This is a genomic window from Limnohabitans sp. MORI2 (genome assembly GCF_027925025.1).
In the GTDB taxonomy this organism is placed as follows: Bacteria; Pseudomonadota; Gammaproteobacteria; order Burkholderiales; family Burkholderiaceae_C; genus Limnohabitans.
The window spans coordinates 834,062-846,550 of sequence record NZ_AP027058.1 but is presented as its reverse complement, the minus strand read 5'-3'; the positions used below and the strand labels follow the sequence as shown (position 1 = coordinate 846,550).

Annotated in this window: 12 protein-coding genes; 2 read left to right on the top strand and 10 right to left on the bottom strand. The window is 57.0% G+C overall.

All coding sequences use genetic code 11. The annotated features are described in order from the left end of the window. Window positions 1-41: 41 nt before the first annotated feature. Window positions 42-785 carry a 16S rRNA pseudouridine(516) synthase gene (locus QMG27_RS04280; protein WP_281813543.1) on the bottom strand — a complete coding sequence of 248 codons (744 nt, stop codon included), beginning with the start codon at window positions 783-785 and terminating at the stop codon, window positions 42-44. 86 nt (window positions 786-871) lie between these two features. On the opposite strand from QMG27_RS04280, the gene QMG27_RS04275 reads away from it, so the two are divergent. Next, entirely contained in the window at window positions 872-1,738 is an 867-nt protein-coding gene (locus QMG27_RS04275; protein WP_281813540.1) for an alpha/beta hydrolase, read from the top strand. A 46-nt stretch (window positions 1,739-1,784) separates the two neighbouring features. Here the strand turns inward: QMG27_RS04275 and QMG27_RS04270 are convergent, their stop codons facing one another. Beyond that, on the bottom strand, window positions 1,785-2,408 hold the full coding sequence (locus QMG27_RS04270; protein ID WP_281813538.1) for a glutathione S-transferase: 624 nt from the start codon (window positions 2,406-2,408) through the stop codon (window positions 1,785-1,787). A gap of 124 nt (window positions 2,409-2,532) precedes the next feature. Here QMG27_RS04270 and QMG27_RS04265 point away from each other — a divergent pair, with 124 nt between their 5' ends. Next, window positions 2,533-3,318 (top strand): fumarylacetoacetate hydrolase family protein, encoded by a 786-nt coding sequence (locus tag QMG27_RS04265; protein ID WP_281813536.1) that lies wholly within the window; start codon window positions 2,533-2,535, stop codon window positions 3,316-3,318. Window positions 3,319-3,366: 48 nt separating this feature from the next. Here QMG27_RS04265 and QMG27_RS04260 read toward each other — a convergent pair whose 3' ends face one another. Genes QMG27_RS04260 through kdgD form a run of 8 tightly spaced genes read right to left on the bottom strand, consistent with a single transcriptional unit; the run spans window position 3,367 to window position 12,465 of the window. After that, complete coding sequence (locus QMG27_RS04260) at window positions 3,367-4,833, bottom strand: aldehyde dehydrogenase (NADP(+)) (RefSeq protein ID WP_281813534.1); 1,467 nt, start codon at window positions 4,831-4,833, stop codon at window positions 3,367-3,369. A 14-nt stretch (window positions 4,834-4,847) separates the two neighbouring features. Further along, window positions 4,848-6,173 carry a glucarate dehydratase gene (gene gudD / locus QMG27_RS04255; protein WP_281813532.1) on the bottom strand — a complete coding sequence of 442 codons (1,326 nt, stop codon included), beginning with the start codon at window positions 6,171-6,173 and terminating at the stop codon, window positions 4,848-4,850. Window positions 6,174-6,180: 7 nt separating this feature from the next. Beyond that, the gene (locus tag QMG27_RS04250) at window positions 6,181-7,134 is read right to left on the bottom strand and encodes a tripartite tricarboxylate transporter substrate binding protein (protein ID WP_281813530.1); all 954 of its coding nucleotides are present in this window, start codon (window positions 7,132-7,134) and stop codon (window positions 6,181-6,183) included. Window positions 7,135-7,148: 14 nt separating this feature from the next. Further along, a complete protein-coding gene (gene garD / locus QMG27_RS04245) occupies window positions 7,149-8,726 on the bottom strand; it encodes a galactarate dehydratase (RefSeq protein WP_281813528.1) in 1,578 nt (525 codons plus the stop codon). 8 nt (window positions 8,727-8,734) lie between these two features. Continuing rightward, window positions 8,735-10,024, bottom strand: coding sequence for a TRAP transporter large permease (locus QMG27_RS04240; RefSeq protein ID WP_281813526.1), 1,290 nt, complete (start codon window positions 10,022-10,024; stop codon window positions 8,735-8,737). 4 nt (window positions 10,025-10,028) lie between these two features. Next, window positions 10,029-10,517 carry a TRAP transporter small permease gene (locus QMG27_RS04235; protein WP_281813524.1) on the bottom strand — a complete coding sequence of 163 codons (489 nt, stop codon included), beginning with the start codon at window positions 10,515-10,517 and terminating at the stop codon, window positions 10,029-10,031. A gap of 35 nt (window positions 10,518-10,552) precedes the next feature. Beyond that, the gene (locus QMG27_RS04230; RefSeq protein ID WP_281813522.1) at window positions 10,553-11,515 is read right to left on the bottom strand and encodes a TRAP transporter substrate-binding protein; all 963 of its coding nucleotides are present in this window, start codon (window positions 11,513-11,515) and stop codon (window positions 10,553-10,555) included. 38 nt (window positions 11,516-11,553) lie between these two features. Then, window positions 11,554-12,465: a 5-dehydro-4-deoxyglucarate dehydratase gene (gene kdgD, locus QMG27_RS04225; RefSeq protein ID WP_281813520.1), complete on the bottom strand. Its 912-nt coding sequence runs from the start codon at window positions 12,463-12,465 to the stop codon at window positions 11,554-11,556. Window positions 12,466-12,489: the final 24 nt, after the last annotated feature.

The following is a 12,489-nucleotide window of genomic DNA, read 5'->3' as shown; positions in this document are numbered from 1 at the left end:
TCGTTGATGCAGCGCAAACAAGCCACACCTACACCACGAAGTTAAGCGTTTGTAGCTAATAACTTCAATTCATCCGGGGTCAGCCAGCGCCATTGGCCGGGCGCCAAATCGGCAGGCAGCGGCATGGCGCCAATTTGCGAGCGGTGCAGCCCCACCACTTTGTTACCCACCGCCGCCAACATGCGTTTGACTTGGTGGTATTTGCCTTCGGTCAGAGTCAGGCGCAGGTGGTGTTCGGCCACGGCCTCGCAAGCTGCGGCCTTGACGGGCTTGGGCGAATCGTCCAGCACCACGCCGTCGAGCAAACGCTGCACTTGTTTGGCGTCCAGCGGATCGGCCGTGGTCACCTCATACACCTTGGGCACATGGTGGCGCGGCGAGCTCATGCGGTGAATCAGCTGCCCATCGTCGGTGAGCACCAACATGCCCGTGGTGTCTTGGTCCAAACGCCCCACCGCTTGCACACCTTGCACCGCGCCCTTTTGCGGACGGAAACGCAGCGGCGCAGGCAGCAAGGTGTACATGCTCGGCCACGCCGAGGGCTTGTGCGAACACTCGTAGCCCGCCGGTTTGTGCAACAGCACATAGGCCTTGTCGTGGTAGGGCCAGTTGACGCCCTGCACTTGGTAGGGCAAGCCCTCGCGCACATCCACCCATTGCGTGGCGTCGTCGCAAGGCACCAAGCCCTCACCCAAATCAACCTGCACATGGCCTTGCTGAATCAGCCCTGCACAAATGCGGCGCGTGCCAAAGCCTTGAGAAAACAAAATATCTTGCAATTGCATAGGGAGCAATCGTAAACGCTCAGGTAAACGCTGAGCCTCTCGCGCCACCTGCATGGGCACAATCATGGCCATTCACAAGGCCCGCCATGACACCTGTTTCGCACTACCTCACCTGCCATTCGTTCAATTTGCATGTCACCACCTGGGGCGATGCATCAAAGCCCGCCGTCATTGCGTGGCATGGCCTCGCCCGTACAGGCCGCGACTTTGATTGGCTGGCCCAACAGCTGTGCCACGACTACTACGTGGTCTGCCCCGACACCATTGGCCGAGGCTTGAGCCAATGGGCCCGCGACCCCAAAGAGGACTACAGCTTTGTCACCTACACCCACATCGCGTGGGACATGGTGCAAGCACTGAACATTCAGCAAGCTCACTGGATTGGCACTTCGATGGGCGGAGCCCTCGGCTTGGTATGTGCGGCAGGCTTGGTGCAGCCCGGCTTTAAAGGCCGCATTCGCAGCCTGGTGTTCAACGACATTGCGCCCGAAATTTCGGTGGCGGCGGTGGACCGCATCAAAGCCTACGCAGGCCAGCCGCCCGCGTTTGACACCGTGCCCGAGATCGAAACGTTTTTCCGCGCCGCCTACGCGCCCTTTGGCGCACTCAGCGATGCCCAGTGGCGTCACTTGTGCGAGACCTCTACGCGCCGTTTGCCCGATGGCCGCGTCACCCCGCATTACGACCCGGCCATCACGCAACAGTTTTTCCGTGAAGTGCCCGAGTACCCCATGTGGACCGAGTACGACGCACTCGACATTCCGGTGATGACGCTGCGTGGTGCGCAGTCGGATTTGATTTCGCCCGACACCATCAACACCATGCGCACACGCGGGCCTGGGGCCAAAGGCTTGTTGCGAACCGAAGAAGTACCGGGCTGCGGTCACGCGCCCGCACTCAATGTGCCCACGCAGTGGGACTTGGTGATCAGCTTTTTGAAGTCAGCGACTTGAGGCGGCTTCACCCCACCGCCGTGCGTTGACAGCCCACGAACAGCACTCATGCCTGTGACGACACCCACAGCGGGTGCTTGTGCATCACGGCAGCCAAAGCCTCTGAGTTTTCAAAACGCACCAGCCATTGCATGAGTTGCAGCCAAGCTTGCGCATCAAACCAAGCACGGTCGGTGCGTGCGAACTGGCGAACAAAGGGCGCAATGCTTGCATCGAGCAGCCCCCATTGCTCACCCGCCAAAAACGCATGCGCTTGCAAGCGGGCATTGAGGGTATGCAACCATGCGGCCGCCTGATCGCGATCGGCCTCACCGCTGGCCAAGCCAAAACGTTGCGGGTATTTGTAACGATCGAGATGTGCTTTGAAAGCCCCGTCATTCACAGCAATCAGCGCTTGCGTTTCCTCTGCCATGGGTGATGAGCGAGGCAACCAACCCTCAGGGTCGTTGTGTCGCAGCGCCCACCACATGATGTCCAAACTCTGATCCAACACCTCACCACTAGACAAGCACAACACCGGCACCGTGCCCTTGGGCGAGGCCTGCAACATCTCTGCCGGTTTTGCCTTCAAGGCCACCTCTCGATGCTCGTAAACCACACCACTCGACAACAAGGCCAAGCGAGCACGCATGGCATAAGGACAGCGGCGAAAAGAATACAAAACGTGCATCAAAAAACAAACTCCAACTGAGTAACCAAGGCGTCAATCGCGTCTAGTGCCACGCTTGCCATTCAGCAAGAATGCGCCATCACACAACCCTAGCGCCACACACTGGCCACAAAGGAGACACTGCATGAAACGCCGTCAATTCTTTCAGAATTCTGCCCTCGTCACTTCTGGCGCCCTCGTGGGTTGTGCCACACCTGGCATTGCAGCACACTCACCCAAAACGCCTTTCACGGTGCCAGCCACCTACATTCCGATCGTCGGATCGGATGAGATGTTTCCCATTCGACGCATCTATTGCATTGGCCGCAACTACGCCGCACACGCACGCGAGATGGGCTCAGACCCCACACGCGAACCGCCGTTCTTCTTCCAAAAGCCAACCGACGCGATTCAGTATGTGGCCGCGGGCACAGTGGCCGACCATCCCTACCCCACCCTGACCAAAAATTACCATTACGAAGCCGAGCTGGTTGCGCTATTGGGCAAAGGCGGTCGCAATATTTCTGTTGAGAAGGCACTTGACTTGGTTTATGGCTACACGCTGGGTTTAGACATGACCCGCCGCGATTTACAACGCGGCATGGGTGACCAAAAGAAACCTTGGGAAATTGGCAAAAGTTTTGATAAGTCAGCGCCTATTGGCGCCGTGCACAAAGTGGCGCAAACAGGACACTTCACCAAGGGCGACATCTGGCTCAAGGTGAACGGACAAGTGAAACAAAAAGCCGATTTAAATCAAATGATTTGGTCCGTCGCCGAACAAATCAGCAAGCTCTCCGAAGCATTTGAGCTCTTCCCAGGCGACATCATTTACTCGGGCACCCCCGAAAACGTCGGCCCCGTGGTGCGCGGCGATGTGATTGAAATGCACATCGACGGCTTGCCTAATCTGAGTGTGAAGATCGTCTAATTCAGCTCACCAACACAGCTGCGGCTTGCAAAATCCGTGGCCTTTGTTTTAGCAAGGCTGCCCTTGACGCTTGTACAACCAAGCAGGCATGTCTTGTAAACACACGGGGCGCAAAAAGCGGTCGACTGCAGCATCGCCCACCGAAGTGGTCATGGGCTCGGTGGATGAAGGCCATGGGCCACCGTGTTGTTGAGCCGCAGTCACAGCCACACCCGTGGGCACGCCTGCAAACAACACACGGCCTGCAATGGCCGTAGCGCCGCGCACCAAGCGATGCGTGTCTGCGCTTTCTTGCTCCGCTCCCCACAGCGTGACGGTGAGCGTGCCGCCCACGGTGTGCAACACATCAAGCGTTTCGTCCACGGAGTCGGTCCACACAATCAGCGTGGCGGGGCCAAACACTTCTTCTTGCAAGGCGTGTTGCGCCATGAAGGTCTTGGCATCGACTTCGGCTAAGTAAGGATTGGGGTTGATGTCGTTCACAGGGTTGTGCAACAAAGCTTTGGCACCTGCGGCCAACTGTGCAGCAGTGCCATGGTCGAGCGACTGGCGCATGGCTTTGGTCAACATGGCGTGCGGCTTTTGTGTCTTCAACGCTTCAACCAAGTGGTTCACAAACTCCGTGCTTTCAGCACTGCGTTGCAACACCAACAAACCGGGGTTGGTACAGAACTGGCCGCAACCCAAAGTGATGGAGCCAGCCAAGGTTTGCACCAATGCATCGCCGCCCACTTTCAACGCGGCAGGAGTGGCCACCACGGGGTTGATGGAGCCGAGCTCGCCATAAAACGGAATGGGACGCACGCGTGCACGCGCGGCATCGCGCAAGGCTGCACCACCGCGTGTAGAGCCGGTGAAGGCACCTGCGGCAATGCGTGGATGCTTGATCAAATTCACACCCACGTCGTTGCCAGCGCCCTGCACCATTTGCAGCAAGCCTTTGGGCATACCGAGTTTTTCAATCGCGTGTTGCGCTTGTTCAAACACGCGCTGCGAGGTGTGCAGGTGGCCCGAGTGGGCTTTGACCACCACCGAACAACCGGCAGCCAAGGCCGAGGCAGTGTCGCCACCGAGCACCGAAAACGCGAACGGAAAGTTGCTGGCCGAGAACATGGCCACAGGGCCCAAAGGCACACGCACGCGCATCATGTGGGGGTGGCCCACAGGAGGACCACCCGCCACAGCGGGGTCATCTGTGAAAGCAAATGCACCGCCGTTTTGCGCAAGCGTGGCAAAGCGGCGCAACTGAAACGCGGTGCGGTCGAGTTCGCCGTTCAAGCGCACAGGGCCCAAGCCGGTTTCGGCATCGGCCAGCTCCACGAGTTTTTCGCGGTCGTATTCGATGGCTTCGGCCAGCGCGTTGAGCAGCTTGGCGCGTGTGTTGCCATCGCTGGCTTGCCAAGTGTCAAAAGCGTGGTCCGCCGCTTGGATGGCGGCTTCGAGTTCGGCAGCCGTGGTGGGCGCGAGTGCAGCACCAAACGGCTCTTGTGTGCGAGCGTTGAAAGATTGAAGCATTGTGTGTTCCCTGATTAACGGACCATGCATGGTCGCTTGTTGTCGAATTTCCAGTTGGGGATGAGGAATTGCATGGCAATCGCATCATCACGCGCCCCCAAGCCGTGTTGCATGTACAGCGCGTGGGCCTTGTCCACTTCCACCATGTCAATCTCAATGCCCAAGCCTGGCTTTTTGGGCACCTCGACATAGCCACCCACAATTTCCAAAGGCGCTTGGGTCAGGCGTTGGCCGTCTTGCCAAATCCAGTGTGTGTCAATCGCAGTGACTTTGCCTGGCGCTGCGGCACCGACGTGCGTGAACATGGCGAGCGAAATGTCAAAGTGGTTGTTGGAGTGCGAGCCCCAAGTGAGCCCCCAATCGCGACAAGTTTGCGCCACGCGCACCGAGCCCGCCATCGTCCAAAAATGTGGGTCGGCCAAGGGAATGTCCACGCTTTGCAGCGAGAGCGAATGCACCATTTGGCGCCAGTCAGTGGCGACCATATTGGTGGCTGTGGGCAAGCCTGTGGCACGGCGGAATTCGGCCATCACTTCACGGCCCGAGAAACCTTCTTCGGCACCGCAAGGGTCTTCGGCATAGGCCACCACGCCGTGCATGTCGCGCATCAGACGAATCGCGTCTTTGAGCAACCAACCGCCATTGGGGTCGAGCGTGATGCGTGCTTCAGGAAAACGTTTGTGTAAAGCGCGAATGGTTTCCACCTCTTCCTCGCCGCGCAACACGCCGCCTTTGAGTTTGAAGTCTTGAAAACCATAACGCTTTTGCGCGGCTTCGGCCAAACGCACCACCGCCTCAGGCGTCATGGCCACTTCGTGGCGCAAGCGTTTCCAATCATCCGCTTCGTCGGGGGTGGACACATAGGGCAAATCGGTTTTGTGTTTGTCGCCCACGTAAAACAGGTAGCCCAACATTTGCACTTTGTCGCGTTGCATGCCCTCGCCCAAGAGCGCCGCCACGGGCACGTTCATGTGCTGGCCTTGCAAGTCAAGCAAGGCTGATTCCACGGCAGTGACTGCGTGAATCGTGGTGCGCAAATCAAAGGTTTGCAAGCCGCGGCCACCCGCATCGCGATCAGCAAACTTGGTGCGCATTTGATTCAGGATGGCTTGCAAATTCCCGATCGACTGCCCCTCCACCAAGCTGCGTGCGTCTTCGAGCGTTTGACGAATTTTTTCGCCGCCCGGCACTTCACCCAAACCGGTGTTGCCCGAGCTGTCGGTGACGATGACGATGTTGCGTGTGAAGAACGGCGCATGTGCGCCAGATAGGTTCATGAGCATGTCATCCCGTCCTGCAACGGGAATCACACGCATGGTTTTGACGATGGGGCAAGTCATAGGGAAATCAGTCTGCTTTGATATTGCGAGATTCAATCAATTTTTTCCAGCGGGCAAATTCAGCAGCTTGGTAAGCTGTAAATTGCTCTGGGGTACTGGCCACAATCTCGAACCCCAAATCCAACAACTTGGTTTTGAGTTGCGGCTCATTCAAGCCTTCGGAAATGGCTTGGTAGAGCTTGTTCTTCAGTTCTTTGTTCATGCCTTTGGGGCCAGCCACCGCTTGCCACGAATACACGTTGCAATCTTTGATGCCGCTTTCTTCCAATGTAGGTACATTGGGCAAAACGGGCGAACGCTTGGCGCTGGTGATGGCCAAGGCACGCAGTTTGCCTGCCTGAATTTGTGGCAACGCGGTGTTGATGTTCATGAACGAAGAGTCCACTTGAGCGCCGAGCAAATCGCTCATCACGGGGCCACCACCTTTGTAGGGCACATGAATGCCTGAGGTGCCGGTTTGCAACCAAAACAATTCAGCCGTCAAGTGGTCACTGCTGCCATTGCCAGAGGATGCAAAAGTCATCTTGTCTGGATTGGCTTTCAAATGCGCAATCACTTGACTCATGCTTTTCAAAGGTGAATTGGCAGGCACCACCAGCACATTGGGGGCTTGAACGGCTACAGTGATGTAGTCAAAGTCTTTTTGCGCGTCGTAGGGCACTTTGGCCAACAAATGCGGGGCAATCACATAAGGACCCAATGACGACACCAACAAAGTGTGCCCATCAGGCGCTGCACGAGCCACCAGACCTGCACCAATCGTGCCTGTTGCGCCCGCTTTGTTGTCAATAATGAATGTGCCACCAAATTTATCTTGCAGCTTAGTTGCCACTGCACGACCAATCCAATCGGACGCACCACCTGGTGGAAACGGCACCACCACGGTGACCGTTTTATCGGGCCAAGCAAAGCTTGATGCACTGAGTGCAGCCATGCAAACGGAAAGAATGATTTTTCTCATACATGTCTCCTTTTTTAAGTAATTGGTGCGGGGTTGAATAGCACCAGCGCGTTGTGTAGTCTCCATTGCTCGGCCCAGGTTTTTTTGCCACTGGCCACTTCGAGCATTTGCTTGAACAGAGCCCAGCCCGCGTCCTCAATCGTCATCGCACCGTCGGCAATTTGCCCAGCGTTGAAATCCATCAGGTCGTGCCAGCGGCGGGCCAGATCGCTGCGGGTGGCCACCTTGACCACGGGGCAGGCCTGCAAGCCATAAGGCGTGCCGCGACCGGTGGTGAACACATGCACGTTCATGCCAGCGGCCAGTTGCAGCGTGCCGCAAATGAAGTCGCTCGCAGGCGTGGCGGCAAAGACCAAACCTTTTTGATCGGGCTTGAGCTTCTCGCCGGGCGCAAGCACGCTGGCAATCGCGCCACTGCCGCTCTTGATGATGGAGCCCATCGCCTTCTCAGCAATATTGGACAAGCCACCGGCCTTGTTACCGGGCGTGGTGTTGGCGGTGCGGTCCACACGGCCACGGTCGAGGTAGTGGTCGTACCAACCGAGTTCGCGCACGATATCTTCTGCAACTTGGGGCGTGGCGGCGCGGCTGGTGAGCTGCTCCACCGCGTCGCGCACTTCGGTGTTCTCGGAGAACATCACGGTGCCACCAGCGCGGGCGATCAGGTCGGCCATGTAGCCTACGGCGGGGTTAGCGGTCACACCCGAAAACGCGTCGCTGCCGCCGCACTGCACGCCCACCACCAGCGCACTTGCAGGCACGGTTAGTCGCTTGCGAGCGTTAAGACGTTCGAGGTGTGGTTTGGCATGCGCCAGCACATCGTCGATCATGGACATGAAGCCCACGTGCGCGTCGTCTTGTAGGCGCACGAGGTCGGGCCCCTGCTCTGTTTCGCGTGCATCGTGAATCGGAAAGCTGCCGGGCGGCAGCAGACGCGCAGGTTGCAGCTTTTCGCAACCCAAGCTCACCACCATCACCTCGCCACCAAAGTTGGGGTTCAGGCTGATGTTGCGCAGCGTGCGAATCGGTATCTCTGCGCCCGGCGCGTCGATCGCTACACCGCAACCGTAGGTGTGCTCCAGGCCTACCACGCCGTCCACATTCGGATAGAACGGCAACAGCTCGCGCTCGATGCGCTCAACCGCCACCTTGAGCACACCCGCCACGCACTGCACCGTGGTGGTGATGGCCAGCAGGTTGCGCGTGCCCACCGAACCATCGGCATTCACATAGCCTTCAAAGGTGTAGCCCTCAAGCGGCTCCCACGCGGGTGCGGGTTTCGTGGCCATTGGCAAGCCATGCAACTCTCGGGCGGGCGGAATGTCCAAGAGACGCTCGTGCACCCAGCTGCCTGCAGCAATCGCTTCGCGGGCAAAGCCCACGGGCACGTTGTAACGCAGCACCACCGCGCCTGCAGCGATGTCTGTCAATGCAACCTTATGGCCTTGCGGCACTTTGTCACGCAGCGTAATACCCGCAGCAGGACCATCGGGCATGACGGTGCCTGCAGGCAGACCACCGTCGTTGGCGATGATGGCCACGTTGTCATGCGGGTGCATGCGGATGGCTAAAGCAGGAGACGCAAGATGCATGGTCAAACTCACTTAAGCAAGTTGGGTAGCCACAACGAGAACGCAGGCACGTAAGTCACGAGCAGCAAGCACGCGCCCAAGGCCCCATAAAACGGCGCAATCGTGCGCATGACTTGCCCGACCGAGATACCCCCAATCGCGCAACCCACAAACTGCACCGAACCGACAGGTGGTGTGTTCAAACCCAAAGCGCAGTTGATGAGCATGAGGATGCCGAACTGCAAGGGGTCCATGCCGAACTGCATGGCAATGGGCATGAAGATGGGCGTACAAATTAGGATCGTGGCCGCCATATCAAGGAAGGTGCCGAGGATGAACAACAAGATGTTGATCATCAAGAAAATCACCCAAGGGCTAGAGCTGACCATTTGCATCAACTCACCCGTTTTTTGTGGCACTTCGTACAAAGCCATGAAGTAGCCAAAAGAGTTGGAAATACCAATCAACAGCAACACCACGCCTGTGGTTTTGCAGGCCTTGGCACAGGCCTTCAAAAAATTTTGCAGTGTCATGGTGCGATACACCACAGCGGTAACGAACAAGGCCCACGCCACCGCGATGGAGGCAGACTCGGTCGCAGTGAACGCGCCCGACAAAATGCCACCCAAAATGATGACCACCACCAGCAAACCAGGCAATGCAGCAGCAAACGCGCCGCCGACCGCACCCCAACCCGGGAACGCGCCATGCACGGGGTAGCCACGTTTCACCGCCACCCAATACGCAGCTGCCAAGTTGCACAGCGTAAGAATGACCGCGGGCACCAAGCCCGCCAAGATCAAGCCCAACACACTCACCGACGCAATGCCCGACGTGGCCAAGGTGAAGATGATCATGTTGTGTGAGGTCGGCATGATGGCGCCCACTAAGGCGGCGTGCGTGGTCACGTTCACCGCGTAGTCGGCGTCGTAGCCTTCCTTTTTCATCAAAGGAATCATCACTGAGCCCATGGCCGACACATCGGCCAAAGGCGAACCCGCCACACCGCCAAATATGGTGCAACCCAACACGTTGCTCATACCCAAGCCGCCACGCACATGGCCGATCAGGCTATTGGCAAACTTGACGATGCGATCGGCAATGCCGCCATAGAGCATGAGCTCACCCGCGAACACAAAGAACGGGATGGCCAAAAACGAAAACACTTGCATGCCGCCCACCATCTTTTGAAAGACGACAGGAATCGGCAAACCTGCGGCCACGATGGTGGCCACCGACGACAAGCCAATGGCAAACGCCACGGGCACGCCCAAAATCAAAAGCAGCGTGAAGCTGAGGGTGAGTACGGTCAATTCCATGATTTCAATTCCAAGAGGCTTCGACTTCTTCACCACGCAGCAGCGCCACGATGTGCTCGACAGAGAACAACACAATCAAAGCACCAGCGATGATGACGGGCACATAGTCAATGCCATCGGGCACAGGCAGCATGGGTTTTTTCTCGCTCCATTTGGCGTTGGCCCACAGCCAACCGCCCTGCACCATCAATACGCCAAACAAACCCACCAAAGCGTGGATCAGCAACTCAATGCGGTGCTGCCACACCTCAGGCAACAACACCACCAACGATTCCAAACCAATATGACCCGCATCGCGCACGCCCACGGCGAGCCCAAATGCGGTCACAAACAACACCAACAACAAGGCTAAGTTCTCAGCCCAGGTCGGTGTGTCGTTCAACACATAGCGTCCAATGACTTGCCATTGCACGCACAAGATGACGGCAATCAGCCCCACCACTGCCAGAAACAAGCTGAGCTTGGACACCGCGGCACAAAATTTAGTGAACATGAATGTTTCTTCCAGAAGTGATGAGGTGAACGCGTTTACTTAGTGTCTTGAATCGCCTTGACCAAGCGCTTCATGTCAGGCGTGGTCATGAACTTTTCATACACAGGGGCCATGACAGATTGGAAAGACTTCTTGTCGACTTCCACAATTTGCACGCCTGCGGCTTTGACGTTGGCCAACGACTTGGCTTCTTGTTCGTCCCATGCTTTGCGCTCCACAGCTACCGACTCTTTGGCGGCTTGACGCACCATGGCTTGCTCGTTGGCGGTCAACTTGTCCCACACGGTTTTGGACATCAACAAGATTTCAGGCGCCATCGAGTGTTCGGTTTTGGAATACACCTTCACCGCTTCTGCATGCTTAGCCGTGTCGAACGATGGGATGTTGTTTTCTGCCGCATCGATCAAGCCTGTTTTCAAACCGGTGTACACCTCGCCAAAAGGCATGGGCGTGGCGTTAGCGCCCATGGCACTAACCAAAGCCACCCACAGGTCAGACTGCTGCACGCGAATCTTCATGCCCTTGGTGTCGGCCACGGTTTTGATGGCTTTCTTACTGTAGATCGAGCGGGCACCGCTGTCGTAAAAGGCCAAGCCCACATAGCCTGCGGATTCGCAACTTTTTAAGATTTCGTCACCGATGGCACCATCCAATGAGTGGCGCATGTGGTCCACCGAGCGGAACAAGAAAGGCATGGTGGGCACCATGGTCATGGGGCACACGCCGTTCATGGGGGCGACGTTCACACGCACCATGTCCAACGCACCAATCTTCACTTGGTCGATGGTTTCTTTTTCGGTGCCCAAAGCGCCTTTGTTGAACACCTTGATTTTGTGTTTACCACCGCTGAGTTTTTCCAGCGTTTGGCTCATGTGTTTGACGGCCAACACAGTGGGGTAATCGTCGGAGTTGTGAATGTCGGCCGAACGAAATTCGGTGGCTTGTGCACTCACGGCAAACACAGTGCTCAAGGCCAAGAGGGTTGCTTTCAATTTCATGGTTGTCTCCTAGGGGTTAACGAATCACAGGCGAAAAATTACTGTGGGCCCAAGCGCTTGATCAAAGCGTTGAGTTCTTCCATTTCGGCAGGCTTCAAGTCGGTCAAAGGTGCACGCACGGGGCCTGCATCGTGGCCGACCAACTTGGCACCGGCTTTGACAATGCTCACGGCGTAGCCTTGTGTGCGATTGCGAATCGCCAAATACGGCATGAAGAAGTCTTTGAGCAAACGGTGCTGTGTGGTCATGTCGTCGTTGGCCACCGCGTGGTAGAAGTCCATCGCAGTTTTGGGAATGAAGTTGAACACCGCCGATGAATACACGGGCGTGCCCAGCGCTTTGTAAGCGGCGGCATACACCTCTGCCGTAGGCAAGCCACCGAGATAGGCAAAACGGTCACCCATCTTCATGTAAATAGAACTCATCATTTCGATGTCACCCAAACCGTCTTTGAAGCCGATCAAGTTGGGGCAACGATCGGCCAAGATGGCGAGCGACTCAGGCGTGAGCTTGCACACATTGCGGTTGTAAACAATCACGCCAAACTTCACGCTCTTGCACACGGCTTCGACGTGGGAAATCAAACCTTCCTGGCCTGCTTCGGTCAGGTAGTGTGGCAACAACAAAATGCCGTGTGCGCCAGCGCGTTCAGCTTCTTGCGCGCATTGAATGGCGAAACGTGTGGGGCCGCCTGCGCCCGCAATGATCGGCACTTTGCCTTTACAAGTATCCACAGCAGTCTTGATGATTCCTGGATATTCCTCAGCCGTGAGAGAGAAAAACTCACCCGTGCCACCGGCTGCAAACAAGGCCGATGCGCCGTAAGGTGCGAGCCACTCCAAGCGGTCGATATAACCCTTCTTGTTGAAGTCGCCATTGGCGTCAAAGTCTGTCAAAGGAAATGACAGCAAGCCATGCGACATGATGGATTTGAGTTCTTGTGGTGTCATGAGGGTGTCCTTGTGTTGGAATGG